The following is a 19,392-nucleotide window of genomic DNA, read 5'->3' as shown; positions in this document are numbered from 1 at the left end:
TGGTAGAATAGTAGGAAATAACCTTTGTGTTGTTTTAGATGATGTTGAATTGAAGGAAGAAATCGGAAACAAATCATTTTTGAGGTAAGGAAGTTGAAATATATTGAAAACAAGTTCATATTAGGGACAGTTACCTAGGATTTGCTTGAAAAGGTTTTAAATATTTACGAGACAAATGAAGAGTATTTTAAAATTTCAATGAATGGAAAGCCTTCAATAGAATCTGCTATTGAAGATAAAAATGATATACCGCCAGGCTCAAATTTCCAGGACAAATACTATAAAATAATATCTATAAATGGTCAAGATATTGGAATTATAGATTATATAATGAATTATCTAGATGAAGATGCAATATACATAGGATTATTTATGATTAATGGAGATTTTCATAGACAAGGATATGGGAAGGCATTTATTGAGGAGTTCACAGCAAATATGAGGGAAAAAGGGTTAGGTACTAAGTTAATGGATGAAACTATAAATATATTGAAAAATGAAGGATGTAAGCAGGCTTCATTATGGGTTTATGAAACAAATATAGTGTGTGAGAGAGGTACAGCAATGACTCGAAGTGAACAAGCTATTTTTACTAATATGTGTATGATATACAATGAAGATTATATTTTAGTACAGGATAGACAAAATTTAGATTGGCCAGGAGTTACATTTCCTGGAGGACATGTTGAATATGGAGAATCTTTCGTTGAATCTGTTAAGCGAGAAGTTTTTGAAGAAACGGGCCTTATTATTGAAAATCCAATTTTATGCGGGGTAAAGCAATTTCAAACAAAGCAAAATCAGAGATATGTAGTTTTATTTTTTAAGACTAATCAATTTGAAGGAAATTTAAAATCCTCAAAAGAAGGTGATGTGTTTTGGATAGAAAAAGAGAATTTATGTGAGTATAAGCTAGCTCCTGATTTTTTAGATATGTTTAACATTTTTGAGTCTGATAATCTGAGTGAATTCTATTATTATAAGGAACATGGTAAATGGCAGAAGAAATTATTATAAATAAAAACTTTTAGTCATCTAATATATTATTTACATTAACCTTAAGGGGAGGATTATTGGTGAGAAAGGTTAGTTTAGTATCTTTCAGTGCTCGAAAGACAGGAAATTGCTCCTTAATGGCAGATTATATTATTAGTAAATCTTTAAATTATGAAGTGAAGTATATTTCTATAAATGATTTAGATATCCATGAATGTAAGAATTGTAATTATGAGTGTATGAGTGAAAGGTGCATATACCACAATGACGATGCTTATTTGTACTTTCAATCAACAAAAGAAGTTAATAGAATTATTTGGATCGTTCCAATGTATTGTGGAAATCCATCTTCACTTTATTTTAAATTGAATGAACGAAGCCAAGATTTTTGGATGAAAAATGAATCTTATTACAATGAATTTCTAAACAAATTATTTATTATTGGGATTGGTAATATAGATAAAGGTAATCCATTTAGGCAAATTTTTGAATCAATGTATAGTGGTTCTACAGTTTCTAGCCATAGTCATATACTTATTTTAGAAACACATAAGTATGGTCTAAATTCAATAAAAGATTCTCTTATTGCCAACCAAGCAGTAAAGAAACAAATTAATAAATTTCTAAGTTTATAAAATATAAAATCAGCAGGTTTATTATGATATAAATCTGCTGGTTTTATTTACCTGCTTAGTTAGTTTGTTGTTTTATTAGATACATCAACCAACAAATAAGTTTTGCTAGTAGAGTCGATACGGTGAACCGTATCATAAGTAAAGGACAAACTATGCCCTTTATAAAGATATTAAGGGTTATAAAAACTATTATAAATTGTTATTTGTTAGTATAATGTTTATATATATTAATATGTCATATATGTAGAGTTATATTAAGCAACAATAAATTTATATTATATTGAGAAGGCGATAAATATGATAACAATAGAAACTTATAAGAGGAATCCATGTAAGTTATCTGCATTACCTTGTATTTCAGACTTAAACATGACTTTTTAAATATTGAAGAAGTGGTATTGCCATCAGAAATCTCTATCCACTTTTTAATATAGATATGTTCGCTAATATTAGTTATAATATTATTTAGTTTTAATTTATCGAATTTTTAATCGAAGGAGATATTAGTAATGTTAACTGAGGAATTGCTATGCTGTGTATTGGATATTGGAGAGCAAATGTTAATTAGTGGAGCTGAAATAAACAGAGTTGAAGATTCTATCAGACGTATCTGTAAAGCCTATAATGCAAAGCGGATAGATGTCTTCACTATTACATCAAGTATTGTTGTAACCTTACAAAGGGAAGATGGAGGTACTTTTACCCAAACCAGAAGAATTTATAAATACTCTACTAATCTAGATAAAGTGGACAAGCTTAATAGTCTCTCACGGTATATATGTAGTTATACACCTGAAGCTAATTATATAGCTAAGGAATTAGCGGAAATAAAAAAAGGGAAAACTTATGACCTTTCTGTTGAATATATTGTTTATGCAATGATTGCTGGTGTTTTCACTATTTTTTTCGGAGGGAGTCTAAGTGATGCAGTGGTTTCCTCATTAATTGCCATATTTTTAAAGTTATCAATTACTTTAACTCAAAATGTAGACAAAAACATACTGTTTGTTAATATAATCTGTTCTTTTGTGGTTGGTTTATTAGCGATTTTAGCAGTTAGTATAGGAGTTGGCGAAAGCATAGACAAGATTATCATAGGGAACATCATGCTAATGATCCCAGGTATTGCTCTTACGAACTCCATTAGGGATATAATCAAAGGAGATACTATAGCAGGACTATTTAGACTTTGTGAGGCAATTGTTATAGCATTATCAATTGCTATAGGGTTTGGTATTGCATCAATTTTTTTTGGAGGTATGCTTGGATGATTTATACCACTCAAATTATTATGGCTTTATTAGGATCATTGGGGTTCTCAATTCTCTTTAATATAAGAGGGAAGAAATTATGGTATGCTGCTATAGGCGGTATGCTATCATGGGTAATTTATCTGTTTCTTCACCTTTGGCTTAATAATGAGATGTCACGGTTTTTCATATCCTCATTAATAGTGACAATATATTCGGAAGCAATAGCCCGTATAGAGAAAACACCAACTACTACTTTTTTAACCTCTGCCGTTGTACCTTTGATTCCTGGACGCTCACTGTATTATACAATGAGTTATGCTATTAATGGTATGCTTGATAAGTTTGTTAGTAGTGGTATACAGACAGTAGGTCTTTCAGCATCAATAGCAGCTGGTATCATGGCTGGATCTTCCGTGTTCAGAGTGTTTATGGTAATGCAGCGGAAGTTGAAAAGGTAGCAATTTAGAACCAGGGTGGAAATATAAAAAAAAGACCAAAACAAACAACTTATCGAAGAAAATAAATTTAAGGCTATGAAAAGTTTGTTGAGAAGTGACAACATGTTAACTATGTCTTGCCAGGTGTCATTTAAAACAAATAAATTATGTTCATAATTAAAAGCTAAATAAAAATGTTGTAAAGGCTTTCATCAAGGGATGTAAGCCTTTACTGTTTTTTCTGTTCAACTAATCTTCTTTTTTAGATTCTTTATCAAAGTACTTGTCTAATTCCTTTCGCATGTTATCTGGAATTTTTCTTTCAACTGGAAAGACTACTGAGTTTACAATTGATTCGCTGAATTCTTTAGTTATTGTAGTAGTTATTTCTAGAGCTTCAGCACTTAAAAAATCGATAATATCATTACGAGTATGAATGAATGCTCCACCTTGAGGAGCAAAACGGCAGAAGGTAACAGAAGGAATTCCTGTATCAGCAAAGGCTGTGGAATCACTTGAGTATATACTCTGTTCTACCTTAAGTGGGAAACCTTTAATTTTAGCCATGTGATCAATATAATCGACTAAGCTTTGTTCAGCAGTGACTAGGACCTTCTCTCTTCCAAGAATAGAACCTGCAACATCTACATTAATCATTAAAAGATGTTTTTTTAGTTCTTCCTCATGAGTTTGTAAATAGGCTTTGCTACCAAGAAGTCCAACTTCTTCCGAGCCATACCAAACAAATTTTACGGTTCTGATTGGTGGGTTTTCTTTAAAGTGTCTAAGTAGTTCCATTATAATAACTGAACCAGCACCATTGTCATATACACCTGTACTGAAAGGAACACTGTCATAATGAGCACCGAAGGATATTATTTCATCAGGGTACTTAGAACCTTCGATGGTTACAACGACATTATGAGAAGTGAGTTCTATGTCTTCAGCAATTATTTCTACTTTAACCTTAGCAGCTTTGTTTTTAACCATATGGAAGCAGTCCTTCATGCGCATATTTATTGCAGGTATTTTTCCATGTTGAGTATTCTTTTCACGCATTCTAGCTACAGCAATATCAGTTTTATCTTCTTCATCCATGGCAGTACCACACATAGTTATATAACCTGCTATACCAGCTTCTATAAGCTTTTTATATAGCTTGGGATCTGGACGTAAATTTATAAGTACAAATTTACCTTTAAGATCAACTAAATTTGCATCAAGTCCATCTTCTATATATACGAAATCTGTGGTTATTCCACCTTCAGGTATACCAATTGAGCAGTTATATGGTGTAATCTCATATTCTTTTTCATAAGGCTCAACCACCTTTAATGTAGCTTTTTTTATTTTAGAAGTAGGAACTTTAAAATCTTCTAAGTGTCCCGTGCATCCTATTGAAGAAATTTCTTCTACTAGGATGTTTGCAGCCCTTAACTCTTCTTCTGAGCCACTGGTTCGTATAAAACCAATTTTCTTTAAAAGCTCGAATTCTCTTTGACTATTGATTGACATAATGCTAGCCCCCTTAATTATTTACTAATATATAGTATACTAAATTAAAGTAAAATTTGAAATAATAATGCAGACATATTAACTTCCTGCACTCCAGTAATGCTTCACTCCGATTTTATTTCTATTTTGTGTAAAATATATAACTGTTAATATTATACAATAAATTTCTATCTAACAATTTGATTGCTATAAATCTATTGTATAAATGTGCTAATAATTTATGCCTATTAAAGCTATATTTTTAAAAATAAATGTTCCTAGACTAATAGTAAAGAAAAACAATGAGAAAAATTGTTAATCATTAACAAAAGGATATTTAGTAATTATGTAGAAATACTTATTAGCTTATCAGATATGTTGACAACTATCTATGTAAATCATGATGAATCACAACATGAAATTCGTGTAATTTGTTGATAACTTAAAAAACCCTTTAAACCCTTATAAAAGACTAAGCCTCTATTCAGGGAGGTGTTTAACTCTCTCTGAATACAGCGTTTAGTAAATATCCTCTTAATGCGTGCACTAAAGGTTACATCAAACCTAAAATTTATTGTTATTAGGTAAACACAAGTTTATCAAATAACAAACAATATAAAAAGAAGATTGGAGGGAGTGGTATATATTAAAAAATAGACTTACTAAAGAAGAGAAGTTTTATAGCTTATAAAAACGTTTTCGGGATAAGTGTTTTGTCTTAAATAGGTATTATAACTTTAGTTTCAGAAAAAGTCTATTTTGGGAGGGGTAGTATGTTAAAAGCATTTTCTTCAAAAGGAAAGGAAGTAAGTAGATCCAAATACGATTTAGATGGAGTACCACCACTAAGTGAATCTATACCACTAGGACTACAGCACATTTTTGCAATGTTTGCTAGCAACATTGCTGTGCCTATGATTGTTGCAGGGATAGCAGGGATACAGGGAGCAGATTTAACAATTATGGTACAGTGTGCTATGTTTATTGCAGGTATAGCTACTCTTAATCAATGTTATCCTATAGGAAGAGTAGGAGGAAGACTACCTGTAGTTATGGGTACAAGTTTTGGCTTTCTTCCAACCAATATTGCTATAGCTAAAGGATATGGAATTTCAGGACTACTAGGTGCTACATTTGTTGGCGGATTATTTGGTACAGTACTAGGATTTTTCTTAAAGCCTCTGAGAAGATTTTTTCCATCACTAGTAACTGGTACTGTTGTACTTACTATTGGTTTATCTTTACTTCCAACTGGTATTACATCAATGGCAGGTGGCAATGGTTCTCCAACTTTTGGCTCACCTAAGAACTGGATAGTTGGGTTAATTGTTTTATTTATAGTTTTAGCATTAAATCAATTCACTAAAGGATTTACTAAAACATCATCAATTTTAATTGGAATTATTGTTGGATATATAATAGCTATACCACTAGGCATGGTAGACCTTTCACCAGTAAAGGCAGCAAGCTGGTTTGCTTTACCTAAACCATTGCACTTCCCAATGGTGTTTAAATGGGGAGCAATTGCACCTATGATGATAATGTTTATAGTAACTACAGTTGAAACTGTAGGAGACGTATCAGCAATAACAATGGGTGGTGCTGGTAGAGAAGCAACAGACAGGGAATTATCAGGTTCAATTATAAACAATGGATTAAGTAGTACCTTTGCAGCAGTGTTTAACGGACTGCCAACTACTTCTTTTAGTCAAAATGTTGGAATGATAGCTTTCACAAAGATAATGAGTAGATTTGTAGTAGCTATAGGAGCTATTTTCCTTATTATTGCAGGTTTAATCCCTAAACTTGGAGCACTAGTATCTACTATACCAGCAAGTGTTATCGGAGGTGCTTCACTTGTAATATTCTCCCAAATAACTCTTACAGGTATAGGAATGCTAACTTCAAAACCATTAACAGATAGAGATAAAGTAATTATAGGGTTATCACTTGCATTTGGGATAGGATTAACTCAAGTTCCAGGAGCAATGGAAAACTTCCCAGAATTTCTTAAGCTAATCTTTGGTGGTTCTGGTATAGTAATAGCTTGTTTAGTTGCTATGATTTTAAACATAGCGATTCCTCAAAAGGAAGATAATGAAGAAGTAGCTACTTCTGAAGCAAAATAGCCTATGTATTTTGGGGAATGGATATTTATATTCATTCCCAAATCAATTTTATTTCAATGTTTTTGAACCTAAGAAAGTTTAGATATAATTAATAAAATTTGTTTGATATTATATAAATGATACAAAAGAAAGTACTGATAATTTTATAAAAATATTTGATTAATAATTTAGCAATTTATAATATGAGGTGTATAAAATGAGCAAAATTAATATTCCAAAGGTTCAGAAGCAAACGGCTGTTCAACAAGCCATAGAGTATTTAAGAAATTATATTTTGACTAACAAAAATTACGAAATTACAAAGCTGCCATCTGAAGCTCAGCTTGCTAGTGAAATGGGAATAAGTAGACTAACTATAAGAGAAGCCTTGACAGTGTTAGAAAGCGAGGGGCTTATCACTAGAAGTCAGGGAAGCAGCACGATAATCACTACCTTTGCAAGAAAACTATCAGAGGGAATAGATTACGCAGGAGAGCTTGGAAGATTCATTGAAGAGAGTGGATACAAATCTGCAGTAGATATTATTTCATATTCATGGGAAAACTGCAGCAATGAATATTCTAAAAAGCTGAATATAGAACCAGAGGATAAGATTCTAACAGTAAAGAAGAGATTTTTAGCTAGTGGTGACCCAGCAGCATACTGTATAAACAGAGTACCAAAAAAATATTTACCTAATAACAACATAAATGAGGAAGACTTAGGAAAATCCATGTTTGACTTTGTTGAAGATAGTTGCAACTGTCAATTTAGTCATGACTTTATGGAAATAATACCTTGTTTAGTTACTAAGGAGATTGCTAGTGTTTTGAATCTTGAAGAAAATTCTCCTATTTTACGAGTTGATGTAACTAAATATTCAATTGAAGGCTATCCTGTAATGTACAATACTGAATATTATGTAGATAAGCTTATTAGATTTACTGCATGTAGGACTATGCCTTATATTAAATAGTAAAAGTATAGATTTTGATAAATAGATGGGAGAGTGGTGTGTTTGATAACTTTTGGAGAATATATTAAACCCAAAAGCATAGAAGAAGCATACGAAAGCTTTAAACTTAAGAAAAACGCCACCATAATAGGCGGAGGCTGTTATATTAGATTAGGAAATAGAAGGATTGGGCTGGCTATTGATTTATGTGATGCTGGCCTTAATTATATAAATGAAACTGATGACACTATAGAAATAGGTGCAATGACTACTTTTAGAGAACTAGAAACTAATAATCTATTAGCAAGCCATTTTGGCACTATGATATCTGACTCTGTGAAACATATTATAGGAGTTCAGTTAAGAAATATCATTACCATCGGAGCTACAGTTTTTTCAAAGTATGGGTTTTCTGATCCAGTTACAGCTTTTTTAGCTCTTGATGCAGAACTAGTTCTTTATAATGGTGGCGAGATATCCTTAGAAGAGTATCTTAAGGAAGAAGATAGAAGAAAGGACATTCTTGAAAAGATAGTTCTTAGCAAAAATATAGATAAAGCTGTTTTTCAATCAATGAGAAACTCTCAAGTGGATTATGCCATACTTAATGCAGCAGTGTCAAAAAAGGATAATAAAATTAGAATAGCCGTAGGAGCAAGACCTAGAACTGCTACCTTAGCATATGAAGCGATGAAATATATAAATTCTAATGAAATAAATGAGGAAAGTGCATATAGAGCTGGAGAAATTGCAGCACAAGAATTAACATTTGGAAGTAATACAAGAGGCTCTGCAGAATACAGAAAAGAATTATGTAAGGTTCTTGTAAAACGGGCAATCATGGAGGTGTCAAAATGATAATAAAAGTTAACGTTAACGGAGCAAATAAAACTTTTGACATAGAACCTCATGAATATTTGTTAGATGTATTAAGAAAAAATGGATATTTAAGTGTTAAAAGAGGCTGTGATACAGGTGCCTGTGGAGTATGTACAGTACTAGTAGATGGAGCACCAACATTATCCTGTTCTTTTTTAGCTGCGAAAGCTGAAGGCAAAAATATTCTCACAATTGAAGGAGTACAAGAACAAGCAAAAGAAGTAGGTGGATTTCTTATAGCTGAAGGTGTAGATCAATGTGGATATTGTAGTCCTGGACTCATATTAACAGTCATTGCAATGAAGACTCAGTTAAAAAATCCTACTGAAGATTCAATAAAGCATTACTTATCAGGTAATCTTTGCAGATGTACTGGCTATGTAGGTCAGCTAAGGGCAATAAAGAAATACATGGGGGTGAAATAATGAAGTTTAGTCATTCTATAGGCAAGTCTATTCCAAAAGTAGATGGTGCACAGCTTGTAACAGGAAAGCCTGCATATACAGACGACTTAGCACCTAAAGAAGCATTAATTATAAAAGTACTAAGAAGCCCCTATGCCTTTGCAAGAATTAAAAGCATAAATAAAGATAAGGCAGAGAAAATTCCCGGAGTAGAATGTATATTGACACATGAGGATTTGCCTAAAATATTGTTTACAAGGGCAGGTCAATCTTATCCTGAACCATCTACCTATGACAAATATATATTAGATGAATATGTAAGATATATTGGAGATGAAGTTGCCATAATAGCAGCAATAAGTGAAGATGTTGCATTAAAAGCAATGAAACTAATAAAGGTTGAGTATGAAGTATTTGATTCAGTATTAGATATAGAACAGGCTGAAGCTCATCCTTCTAAAATTCATTTTAGAGATAGATGCCATTCAAATATGGATATCGGCTTTGATCCCGAGAGAAATATTGCCGCAGTATATAATTTTGGTATGGGTAATGTAGAAGAGGTACTTAAAAAATGTGAGGTAGTAGTTAAGGAAACATATTGTCCTCAGGCTCAAGCTCATGCTATGATGGAAACTTATAGAGCCTACTCATATATAGATCAGTATGGGAAACTAGTTATTGTTTCTTCAACACAGATACCATTCCATGTAAGAAGAATGGTAGCAAGAGCACTAGGTTTACCTATAAGTAAGGTTAGGATAATTAAGCCACGTATAGGTGGAGGCTTTGGAGGCAAACAGACTGCTCAGGTAGAATTTTATACTGCTGCAGTTACATTGAAAACAGGAAAACCTTCAAAAATTATTTACACTAGAAAAGAAACCTTTGAATCAACTACAACACGACAAGCCATGAAAATTGATGTAACCATAGGTGCAGACAAAAGTGGAATGATTAGGGCAATAGATATGAAGGCTCTTTCTGATACAGGAGCATATGGTGAGCATGCTTACACAGTACTTGGTGCAGTAGGCTATAAATCACTGCCATTATATAACAAAGCAGAGGCCGCAAGATTTTCAGGCAAGGCAGTATATACTAATCGTACACCAGGAGGAGCCTTAAGAGGCTATGGTGTAACTCAAGGTATTTTTGCTTTGGAATCTGCTGTAAATGAACTAGCTTATAAGCTCAATATGGATCCTACTGAATTAAGAAATAAGAATATGCTTAAAAAAGGGGAAACTTCTCAAATATTTAATATGACCACTGTTGGAGCAGGAGAAGACCCAATAATAATGAACAGCTGTGAGCTAGAATACTGTGTTAAAAGAGGAAAAGAACTAATAGAATGGAATAGCAAATATCCAAGACAACAAGTATCTTCAAATAAAGTTCGTGGAGTAGGTATGGCTATTGCTATGCAAGGCTCAGGAATACCTGGCATAGATACTGCTACTGCAACTATTAAGCTGGAAGATAACGGCTACTTTACACTACTTTTAGGTGCTACAGATATAGGCACAGGAAGCGATACTATTTTGAGACAGATAGCAGCAGAAGCTCTTGGCGTTGAAAATGACATTATTAGCGTTTACTCTTCTGATACTGATTTGACTCCATTTGATGTTGGAGCATATGCATCAGGTACTACTTATTTTTCAGGAAATGCTGTAAAAAAAGCTGCTATAAAAATGAAAGCATCAATTGAAGAAGAAGGAGCCAAATATTTAAACTTAGATATAGAGGATGTAATATTTGATGGTAAAGAAATAAGAGAAAAAGATGGGGATAAAAAAGTTACTTTAGCAGATTTGAGCAATAGGCTAATTTACAAAAATCCTACTAATCAAATAACTTCAACAGCGTCTTTCGGAACAAGTGATTTAGCTCCACCTTTTATAGCAGGCTTTGCTGAGGTAGAAGTAGATACTGAAACCGGAAAGATAGACCTAATAAACTATGCAACAGTAGCAGATATTGGAACAGTTATAAATCCAAATCTTGCAAGGATACAAGCAGAGGGAGGAGTAGTGCAAGGTATTGGAATGGCTTTGTTTGAAGAGGTAAGAGAAGATAGTAGAGGTAGATTAATAACAAACAATTTAATGGAATATAAGATTCCTTCAAGGGTTGATATCAACAATATAATTGTAGACTTTGCAGAAAGCTATGAACCAACTGGACCATTTGGAGCAAAATCAATTGGAGAGGTAGTAACTAATACACCTTGTCCTGCAATTGCAGACGCAGTTTTCAACGCAGTAGGAGTTAGAATTAGAGATTTACCTATAACACCTGAGAAGGTGAAGATGCTCTTAATGAGCAAAAACAAAGGCTAGAAGCGCTTGTGCTTCTAGCCTTTACTATGAGCTTTTATGAACACCCTTATATCCAGTTAATCTAACTGCATTAATTATAACTAATAGTACACTTATTTCATGGACAAGCATTCCAATTGCCATGAACACATTTCTTGTTAACACTCCTATTAATAAAGCAAACACTACAGCCACTGCAAAATATATATTTTGTTTCATATTCCTCATAGTAGCACGGCTAAGTCCAAAAGCATATGAAAGCCTATTTAAGCTATCTGACATCAATACAATATCTGCCGTTTCCATAGCCACATCTGTTCCAGAGCCACCCATGGCTACTCCTAAATCAGCTAATGCTAATGCTGGTGCATCATTGATGCCGTCTCCAACCATGGCAACAGTGTTGTTTTTCATTAATTCTTTTAATTTATTAACCTTATCTTCAGGTAATAGTTCAGCATAATATTCATCAATACCTAAGCTTTGAGACACTGCATTAGCTATTCTTCTATTATCTCCAGTTAGCATAACTACCTTCTTAACTCCAGCCTTTTTCAAATCTTGTGCTATATCATGAGCATCGTCTCTAATCTTATCCGCAATAGAGATAATACCTAAAACACTGGAGCTATTTGCCACTATTACTGCAGTTTGTCCGTTATTTTCTTCATTCAGCAAATGTTCCTCTACTTCAACTGGTATATCAATGTTATTATCATTCATTAGTTTACGAGTACCGATATAGATTTTTTCTCCATCAACTAAGGCCTTCACTCCACCGCCTGGGTATACCTCAAAATCTGTGGCAGGTTCTATTTTTGTAGATAATCTGGACTTTGCCTCTCCTATTATTGCTTTTGCTAAATGGTGTTCAGATGTTATCTCCACCCTTGATGCTAAATGAATTAGCTCATCATCAGTCATACTATATGCATGAATACCAGTTACTGTAGGCTTTCCAATTGTAAGGGTACCAGTTTTATCAAAAGCTACTATATCAACTTTCCCTGCCTTTTCTAGATACTCTCCTCCCTTAATCAATATTCCTTTTTTAGCACCATTTCCTATGCCAGCAACAATAGATACAGGAGCTGATATTACCATGGCACCAGGACAAGAAATAACTAATAGAGTAAGAGTAAGTTCCAGATCTCTAGTAATTAGATAAACTATTACAGATAATACCATGATTCCTGGTGTATAATATTTTGAAAAACGCTCTATGAATTTTTGAGTTGGAGCCTTTGATTCCTGTGCTTCCTCAACCATTTCCAATATACGAGCAAAGGTTGTATCGTCTCCTACTCTTTCTGCTTCTAGCTCAAGATATCCTGTTTCTATAACAGTGCCACTAAATACATTATCACCTTGTTTTTTGTCTACAGGAACAGATTCGCCTGTAATAGCAGCTTGATTTACAGAAGCTTTTCCCTTTAATACTATGCCATCAACTGGGACCTTTTCTCCAGGACGAACTAATACTGTTTCGCCTTCTTCAACATCTTCAGGTGATACTTTAACCTCATGTCCATCTCTAATAACTGACGCAGTATTTGGTGACAGTTCAAGTAAAGCCTTTAAGGATGAACGTGTTTTTTCTAAGGTTCTAGCTTCCAGATAAGCACCAAAGATAAATAAGAAGGTAACTGCTGCAGCCTCCCAATATTCACCTATAAAAATGGCTCCAACTACTGCTACTGTTACTAGAGCTTCAATGCCTAAGGTTTTGTATCTTAATGCACCGATTGCATTTTTAGCTATAGGATATCCAGATACTATTGATGCAGCTATCATAAAGCTATTGTATACAACTGTATTAAACCCAAAATACCTTAAGACAAAGGATATTATTATTAGAGCTCCTGATATTAAAACTATTTGGCCTCTTTTTTTCATCATAACCTTAACCTCCAATAGGAGCTATCACAGCTCCCACTATTTCTTGCTTAATACATCAAAGCCTAAATTTGATACAACTTTTTCAATTGTGTCTGCATTTATTTCATTTTCATCATAGTTTACTTTAACCTTACTTGAATTAAATAATATTTTAACCTCTTCAACTCCAAACTGAGTAGTTAAAGCATTTTCAATTTTTTTTACGCAGCTAGGACAAGTCAATTCTTCTAGTTGTAAAGTGACTTTTTTCATTAATAACTCCTCCTTATATTTTTTTTGTTGGTAACTCCATTATAGATTAGTCTTCCATTTTTGAAATTGATTACAATCAAATTTAGAAAATATTTTAACGAAATTCAAAAAATAAAAAATCCCACTAAATATAGAGTCACTAAAAAATCTGTTTTTGTCATCCTAAGTTCTAGTGAAAGATCTCTAAAAGCATTAAAAACAAGAGATTCTTCGGCTTTGCCTCAGAAAGACAAAAAAACTTGCTTTTTCAATGGTCTCCCTAATACAGTGGGAAATTAAAATTAAAATATTTTAGTTGTCCAGGATTCACAGTTCCATATATCTGTAGTAATATCTTTGTAAAATTCGGGTTCGTGGCAGATTAAAAGAATAGAACCTTTATATGTCTTGAGAGCTCTCTTCAATTCTTCCTTTGCGTCTACATCAAGATGGTTAGTAGGCTCGTCTAGTATGAGTACATTAGTTTCCCTATTTATTAGCTTACATAGTCTAACTTTAGCTTGCTCACCACCACTTAGTACATTAATCCTGCTTTCAATATGTTGTGTAGTCAAACCACATTTAGCAAGAGCAGCACGAATCTCAAATTGAGTGAAAGAAGGGAAGTCTTGCCATATTTCATCAATACAAGTATTTGTGTTGGACTTTTTAATTTCCTGCTCAAAGTATCCTATGTGAAGATAATCTCCAAGCTCTACAGAGCCAGAGACTGATTTGATTTCTCCTAGTATACTCTTTAACAATGTGGTTTTACCTAAACCATTTGCACCTACTAGAGCTATTCTTTGGCCTCTTTCCATTTTAAGATTTAAGGGCTTTGAAAGAGGCTCATCATAACCAATTACCAAATCCTTTGTTTCAAAGATTAGTTTTCCTGACGCCCTAGCATCTTTAAAATTGAATTCTGGCTTAGGTTTTTCTCTAGCAAGCTCAATTACATCCATTTTATCAAGTTTTTTCTGTCTAGACATTGCCATGTTTCTTGTAGCTACTCTTGCCTTGTTTCTAGACACAAAATCTTTAAGCTCTTCAATTTCTTGCTGTTGTTTTCTATAGGCGGCTTCAAGCTGCTGTTTTTTAGCTTCATAAACCTGAATAAAGTCGTCATATATACCTACATAGCGGTTTAATTCTTGATTTTCCATATGGTATATTAGGTTAACAACACTATTTAGAAAAGGAATATCATGTGATATAAGGATAAAAGCATTTTCATACTCCTGCAAGTAGCGCTTTAACCACTCTATATGCTGTTCATCAAGATAGTTAGTAGGCTCATCTAGTAAAAGAATATCTGGCTTCTCTAATAATAGCTTAGCTAGAAGCACCTTTGTTCTTTGTCCACCACTTAAATCATTAACATCTTTATCTAAACCTATATCAATAAGACCTAATCCTCTTGCAATTTCCTCAACCTTAGCATCTATTATATAGAAGTCGTTGTTAGTCAATAAATCTTGTATGGTACCCAGATCTTCAAGTAATACCTCAAGCTCTTCTGGTAAGACATCAGACATTTTTTCACAGATTTGATTCATTTCATTTTCCATATCAAAAAGGTATTTAAAAGCACTTTTCAATACTTCTCTAATAGTCATTCCTTTAGAAAGAGCTGTATGCTGATCTAGGTAACCTACCCTAACACGTTTTGACCACTCAATTTTTCCTTCATCAGGTTCAAGCTTACCTGTTATTATGTTCATAAATGTGGACTTTCCTTCGCCATTAGCCCCAATAAGTCCAATATGTTCGCCCTTTAACAACCTAAAAGAAACATTATTGAAAATAGCACGGTTTCCATAGCCGTGACTTAGGTTATTTACTGTTAAAATACTCATTACAGACCCCTTTCAATTTAAAATACAAGGATAATTATATATTAGGTTTTTCTTATTTAAAAGCAAAATTTTCAATAAAAATGACCATCAATAAGAGGTCATTATTATATTTCTATTTTCTTAATTTGCTGTTTGCTTTTTCTTCATAGTACTTCTCAACCCAGTTTCTTTCTTCTTAATAATATTTACAATATTAGTCCTATGATTATAAATACTCAAAGCAGCCAAAATAATTGCTATAATTATGCAACCTTTGCTATATCCAAGATAGAAGGTAGAGAGCACAAATAATAAAACTAGGCCAATAGTACCTAAAGCGATATAATCAGTAGCAATTGTTATGGCTACAATAGACACTATTCCAAGGATGGCAATACGGTAGTCAACTGCAGATAACATACCTATTAGTGAAGCCGTTCCTTTTCCACCTTTAAAACCCATATAAAAGGGATAATTATGGCCTAATATTACAGAGAGTCCATTTAAGTAAAGGTAAAAAGGTGTATGTTCTTGTGGAAGGATAGTTTTTAGCAAAATCCTTACGATTACAATAGATAAAACTGCTTTACCTATATCTAATAATCCTACTGCAACTCCATATTTCCACCCTGATGCTACTACTGTATTGGATGCACCTGCATTTCCATTTCCTAAAGTACGTATATCAACTTTCTTAAATAATTTTCCTAAAATGTATGACGCTTGAAAGCAACCAAACAAGTAACCAAGCATTGTTACAATAACATAGTTTTCCATAATTCAATCTCCCTAAAAATTTATATAATCAATTATATCAGAAATTACTTGATTAAAATATCTTTATATTATAACCTATGTTTTATCATAAATTTATATAATTACTTTTTAGGCACAATACTCAAAAGTAAAGTTATATATAATGATATTTCAATAATTATTAGTTATCAATAAATTGATTGAAGTAATAGATAAAGAAAATGAGACTAAAAATAAGAGTTCAGGACATATCTAAAAATAATTTAACATTAATTTTAAAAAAATGGTAGAATATACATGAACAAAGAACTGTTAGTCATTACATAAACTAGTACTTATTTTTATAATCATTTGAATATTATAGTAAAAATAGGAGTGAGAATATGAAAGTATTGTTAACAACTGATACATTTAGCCCATCCATTAATGGAGTAGTTATTTCAGTGACAAATTTATATAAAGAATTAACCAAAAGAGGACATGAAGTAAGGATACTTACACTTTCAAATACAGGCTATTCGTATAAAGAAGGAGATGTTTATTATTTAAGATCATTTAATGCTAGGATATATCCAGGGGCAAGAGGCACACTTTCATATAAAAATAGGTTTATAAATGAAATCATTGAGTGGTCTCCTGATATTGTACATTCCCATACAGAATTTTGCACCTTGATTCACGCCAAATACATAAGAAAGAGGCTTAGAATTCCTCATGTTCACACATATCACACTATGTATGAGGACTATTTATGTTATATCTTTAAAGGAAAACTTATGTCTAGAAGAAGAGCTATGAATTTAATAAAAAAGCTAATAGGTTCAGTTGATGAAATCATAACACCTACCCAAAAAGCAAGAGGATCATTAATAGCATATGGAGTGGACAAACCGATTAGTATAATACCAACAGGCATTGACTTATCGAGATTTGCAATAGGACAACAGCATATAAAAAAAGTGAATGAACTAAAAGAAAAAATAGGAATTAAAGAAGATGACAAAATTCTTATATTTCTCGGTAGAATAGGAAAAGAAAAGAATATTGACGAAATAATTATAAATGTAAATGAGCTGTACAAAGAATTAAATATCAAGATGTTAATAGTAGGGGGAGGACCCTACATGGACAATTTAAAGAAATTAGTTGGAGAACTAAGTCTTGAAAAGAATATTATCTTTACGGGAATGGTGTCGCCTGATGAGGTGCCTTTATATTATTCATTAGCTAATATCTTTGTGACAGCATCTACTAGTGAAACTCAAGGCCTTACCTATATTGAAGCCTTGGCAAGCGGTCTTCCTGTAGTCTGTAGATATGATGAAGCTGTAGAAGGATTGATAGTTAATGGTTTTAATGGGTATATGTATAGAAATAAAGATGAATTCAAGAAAAGTATTAAGTCTTTATTAAACCAAAATGATGATGCGCAAGAACTTAGAATAAAAGCTAAAAATTCTGTTGAAAGATTTTCTCTTAATGTATTTGCCTCAGATATTGAGAGACTATACTTACGGCATGTTAGATAGGCATACACTTAAGACAGATTTTGACAAACTTTCAATTGCCTTTTATGTATAATCAAATTAAGGGGAGTGTAGATATGATTAAACTTAAAAGCAAAGAAGAAGTATTGAAAAAGTATGTTAGCAGATATCCAGAACTAGACCAACAGTTTATCAAGAAGCTTTCAGAGGAATATGACAGATATGTGGATGCTCTTAAGGGTTGCAATACAAAAGAAGAGGCAATTAATTTTTTTGAAGATGAGATAAAAGAAAACGAAAGATTATATAAGGATAACGCTATATTAAGAGGCTTAGAAGGTTCGCCATATAATCAATATATGGAGATACTAGCTAACTATGGACTAATCGTATTTTTCAGAGATAATATATTAGATTAAATTTAGTTTTCAGATCCTTCGCTACAGCTCAGGGGACATCTAGATGTCACCCTGAGTAAAGCAAAGGGTCTATTTTTATACCTGGGTTTCAGGTGGTAAACAGATGCGTCTACCGGCTACGAATTCGCTTGGAGCCATAGTTGGATTATACTTTAATATGTCAGTTGCTGATACAGTAAATTTTTCTGCAATGCTTGTTAATGTCTCTCCTCGCATAATAACGTAGGTTCTACCAGTTGGGCATAGTTCAGCAGGCTCATAAGGCGGAATACATATTTCCTGACCTATTTGAAGATTTTCTACGTCAATTCCTGGATTAGCATCTACTATACTTCTGAACGAAACGTCGTACCTTTGTGCCAATCTAAAAAGTGTGTCTCCTGTTCCTACTACATGTATTCTACCTCCTGGACATCTAGGCCTCCTTGGGATACAAATTACTTGACCTATTCTTAGTTTAGTAGGATCAACGCCAGGATTTGCAAGCTCTAGATCCCTAACTGTTACACCAAATCGATTTGCTATACTAAAGAATGTATCTCCTGCTTCTATAGTATAATAAGCACCGCCAGGGCAAGGTGGAGTTCCAGGTGGAACTACTTTTCTTGGGATACAGATTATTCTTCCAACAACAAGGCTATTAGGATCAACTCCAGGATTTGCCTCTTCTAACTCTCTCACTGTTGTGTTAAATCGGTTTGCTATACTAAAGAATGTGTCTCCAGACCTTATAACATAATAAGTGCCATCAACACAAGGAGGTATAGCAGGTGGTTCAGGTGGTGGAGCTGGTGGTTTAGGTATACAAATTTTTTGGCCTACCACTAAGTTAAATGGATTAACTAACGGATTTGCTAGCTGCAATTCTCTTACAGTTATATCAAATTCATCAGCTATCTTGTAGAATGTGTCTCCGGCCTTGATAGTGTAGATAGTACCATTTGGACAAGGAGGAGTCACAACTCTTCTGGGAACACAAATTACTTGGCCAACCTGGATACGATTAATATTAATAGTAGGGTTTAAGAATCGAATAACCGCAACAGTAGTATTATATTCAGCTGCTATTTTACTAACAGTATCTCCCTGCTTTACTGTGTAAGCTTCAGCAAAAGGGGGGCATCTTCTTTCACGCATGTTTCATATCACCTCACAATGATTTGTAATATATACTATTCATAATAAGGAACAAGTGTGCATAAGAGAAATAATCAAAAAAGCCCTCATAGCACTTAACTTGTGCCAGAAGACTTTTTATTAGTTAGGAACATTCCCAT

At 33.1% G+C, this 19,392-nt stretch carries 17 protein-coding genes; 11 read left to right on the top strand and 6 right to left on the bottom strand.

The genetic code is table 11. The annotated features are described in order from the left end of the window. Positions 1–141: 141 nt before the first annotated feature. The 4 genes from ABV008_RS13620 (at position 142) to ABV008_RS13605 (ending at position 3,342) form a co-directional block, all read left to right on the top strand. Entirely contained in the window at positions 142–1,017 is an 876-nt protein-coding gene (locus ABV008_RS13620; RefSeq protein ID WP_352420382.1) for an NUDIX domain-containing protein, read from the top strand. 59 nt (positions 1,018–1,076) lie between these two features. Then, positions 1,077–1,631 carry a flavodoxin family protein gene (locus ABV008_RS13615; protein ID WP_352420381.1) on the top strand — a complete coding sequence of 185 codons (555 nt, stop codon included), beginning with the start codon at positions 1,077–1,079 and terminating at the stop codon, positions 1,629–1,631. 509 nt (positions 1,632–2,140) lie between these two features. Further along, on the top strand, positions 2,141–2,902 hold the full coding sequence (locus ABV008_RS13610) for a threonine/serine exporter family protein (RefSeq protein ID WP_352420380.1): 762 nt from the start codon (positions 2,141–2,143) through the stop codon (positions 2,900–2,902). Next, positions 2,899–3,342 (top strand): threonine/serine exporter family protein, encoded by a 444-nt coding sequence (locus tag ABV008_RS13605; RefSeq protein ID WP_352420379.1) that lies wholly within the window; start codon positions 2,899–2,901, stop codon positions 3,340–3,342. The genes ABV008_RS13610 and ABV008_RS13605 overlap by 4 nt, the downstream gene beginning before the upstream one ends. Before the next feature lie 228 nt (positions 3,343–3,570). On the opposite strand, the gene ABV008_RS13600 is transcribed toward ABV008_RS13605, so the two are convergent. Then, the gene (locus ABV008_RS13600; RefSeq protein WP_352420378.1) at positions 3,571–4,836 is read right to left on the bottom strand and encodes a M28 family metallopeptidase; all 1,266 of its coding nucleotides are present in this window, start codon (positions 4,834–4,836) and stop codon (positions 3,571–3,573) included. Between the two features lie 752 nt (positions 4,837–5,588). On the opposite strand from ABV008_RS13600, the gene ABV008_RS13595 reads away from it, so the two are divergent. The 5 genes from ABV008_RS13595 to ABV008_RS13575 all read left to right on the top strand — a co-directional run bounded on the left by ABV008_RS13595 (position 5,589) and on the right by ABV008_RS13575 (position 11,506). After that, entirely contained in the window at positions 5,589–6,944 is a 1,356-nt protein-coding gene (locus tag ABV008_RS13595; protein WP_352420377.1) for a uracil-xanthine permease family protein, read from the top strand. A 196-nt stretch (positions 6,945–7,140) separates the two neighbouring features. After that, on the top strand, positions 7,141–7,899 hold the full coding sequence (locus ABV008_RS13590; RefSeq protein ID WP_352420376.1) for a GntR family transcriptional regulator: 759 nt from the start codon (positions 7,141–7,143) through the stop codon (positions 7,897–7,899). 42 nt (positions 7,900–7,941) lie between these two features. Then, positions 7,942–8,736, top strand: a complete 795-nt coding sequence (locus tag ABV008_RS13585; protein WP_352420375.1) for an FAD binding domain-containing protein — start codon at positions 7,942–7,944, stop codon at positions 8,734–8,736. Beyond that, on the top strand, positions 8,733–9,182 hold the full coding sequence (locus tag ABV008_RS13580) for a (2Fe-2S)-binding protein (protein WP_352420374.1): 450 nt from the start codon (positions 8,733–8,735) through the stop codon (positions 9,180–9,182). The genes ABV008_RS13585 and ABV008_RS13580 overlap by 4 nt, the downstream gene beginning before the upstream one ends. Continuing rightward, a complete protein-coding gene (locus ABV008_RS13575) occupies positions 9,182–11,506 on the top strand; it encodes a xanthine dehydrogenase family protein molybdopterin-binding subunit (protein WP_352420373.1) in 2,325 nt (774 codons plus the stop codon). Before ABV008_RS13580 ends, ABV008_RS13575 begins: the two co-directional genes overlap by 1 nt. A gap of 24 nt (positions 11,507–11,530) precedes the next feature. Here the strand turns inward: ABV008_RS13575 and ABV008_RS13570 are convergent, their stop codons facing one another. The 4 genes from ABV008_RS13570 to ABV008_RS13555 form a co-directional block, all read right to left on the bottom strand. Beyond that, positions 11,531–13,384 (bottom strand): heavy metal translocating P-type ATPase, encoded by a 1,854-nt coding sequence (locus tag ABV008_RS13570; RefSeq protein ID WP_352420372.1) that lies wholly within the window; start codon positions 13,382–13,384, stop codon positions 11,531–11,533. A gap of 36 nt (positions 13,385–13,420) precedes the next feature. Beyond that, positions 13,421–13,636: a heavy-metal-associated domain-containing protein gene (locus ABV008_RS13565; RefSeq protein ID WP_352420371.1), complete on the bottom strand. Its 216-nt coding sequence runs from the start codon at positions 13,634–13,636 to the stop codon at positions 13,421–13,423. A gap of 281 nt (positions 13,637–13,917) precedes the next feature. Continuing rightward, positions 13,918–15,474, bottom strand: a complete 1,557-nt coding sequence (locus ABV008_RS13560; protein WP_352420370.1) for an ABC-F family ATP-binding cassette domain-containing protein — start codon at positions 15,472–15,474, stop codon at positions 13,918–13,920. A gap of 120 nt (positions 15,475–15,594) precedes the next feature. Then, positions 15,595–16,230, bottom strand: coding sequence for a glycerol-3-phosphate acyltransferase (locus ABV008_RS13555; protein ID WP_352420369.1), 636 nt, complete (start codon positions 16,228–16,230; stop codon positions 15,595–15,597). A gap of 362 nt (positions 16,231–16,592) precedes the next feature. Here ABV008_RS13555 and ABV008_RS13550 point away from each other — a divergent pair, with 362 nt between their 5' ends. Continuing rightward, positions 16,593–17,738, top strand: a complete 1,146-nt coding sequence (locus ABV008_RS13550) for a glycosyltransferase family 4 protein (RefSeq protein WP_352420368.1) — start codon at positions 16,593–16,595, stop codon at positions 17,736–17,738. A 74-nt stretch (positions 17,739–17,812) separates the two neighbouring features. Next, the gene (locus ABV008_RS13545; protein ID WP_352420367.1) at positions 17,813–18,115 is read left to right on the top strand and encodes a hypothetical protein; all 303 of its coding nucleotides are present in this window, start codon (positions 17,813–17,815) and stop codon (positions 18,113–18,115) included. A gap of 75 nt (positions 18,116–18,190) precedes the next feature. Here ABV008_RS13545 and ABV008_RS13540 read toward each other — a convergent pair whose 3' ends face one another. Then, entirely contained in the window at positions 18,191–19,252 is a 1,062-nt protein-coding gene (locus ABV008_RS13540) for a LysM peptidoglycan-binding domain-containing protein (RefSeq protein ID WP_352420366.1), read from the bottom strand. Positions 19,253–19,392 lie beyond the last annotated feature (140 nt).

The organism is Proteiniborus sp. (genome assembly GCF_040308045.1).
Taxonomy (GTDB): Bacteria; Bacillota; Clostridia; order Tissierellales; family Proteiniboraceae; genus Proteiniborus.
Note: the sequence above shows the minus strand (reverse complement) of the source record. Positions and strands in the feature narration are given on the sequence as shown.

Excerpts from the sequence above, each read along its gene's own strand:
- ABV008_RS13610 (WP_352420380.1), top strand. The coding sequence starts at position 2,141 with ATGTTAACTGAGGAATTGCTATGCTGTGTATTGGATATTGGAGAGCAA.
- ABV008_RS13605 (WP_352420379.1), top strand. The coding sequence starts at position 2,899 with ATGATTTATACCACTCAAATTATTATGGCTTTATTAGGATCATTGGGG.
- ABV008_RS13600 (WP_352420378.1), bottom strand. The coding sequence starts at position 4,836 with ATGTCAATCAATAGTCAAAGAGAATTCGAGCTTTTAAAGAAAATTGGT.
- ABV008_RS13595 (WP_352420377.1), top strand. The coding sequence starts at position 5,589 with ATGTTAAAAGCATTTTCTTCAAAAGGAAAGGAAGTAAGTAGATCCAAA.
- ABV008_RS13590 (WP_352420376.1), top strand. The coding sequence starts at position 7,141 with ATGAGCAAAATTAATATTCCAAAGGTTCAGAAGCAAACGGCTGTTCAA.
- ABV008_RS13580 (WP_352420374.1), top strand. The coding sequence starts at position 8,733 with ATGATAATAAAAGTTAACGTTAACGGAGCAAATAAAACTTTTGACATA.
- ABV008_RS13575 (WP_352420373.1), top strand. The coding sequence starts at position 9,182 with ATGAAGTTTAGTCATTCTATAGGCAAGTCTATTCCAAAAGTAGATGGT.
- ABV008_RS13570 (WP_352420372.1), bottom strand. The coding sequence starts at position 13,384 with ATGATGAAAAAAAGAGGCCAAATAGTTTTAATATCAGGAGCTCTAATA.
- ABV008_RS13565 (WP_352420371.1), bottom strand. The coding sequence starts at position 13,636 with ATGAAAAAAGTCACTTTACAACTAGAAGAATTGACTTGTCCTAGCTGC.
- ABV008_RS13560 (WP_352420370.1), bottom strand. The coding sequence starts at position 15,474 with ATGAGTATTTTAACAGTAAATAACCTAAGTCACGGCTATGGAAACCGT.
- ABV008_RS13555 (WP_352420369.1), bottom strand. The coding sequence starts at position 16,230 with ATGGAAAACTATGTTATTGTAACAATGCTTGGTTACTTGTTTGGTTGC.
- ABV008_RS13550 (WP_352420368.1), top strand. The coding sequence starts at position 16,593 with ATGAAAGTATTGTTAACAACTGATACATTTAGCCCATCCATTAATGGA.
- ABV008_RS13545 (WP_352420367.1), top strand. The coding sequence starts at position 17,813 with ATGATTAAACTTAAAAGCAAAGAAGAAGTATTGAAAAAGTATGTTAGC.
- ABV008_RS13540 (WP_352420366.1), bottom strand. The coding sequence starts at position 19,252 with ATGCGTGAAAGAAGATGCCCCCCTTTTGCTGAAGCTTACACAGTAAAG.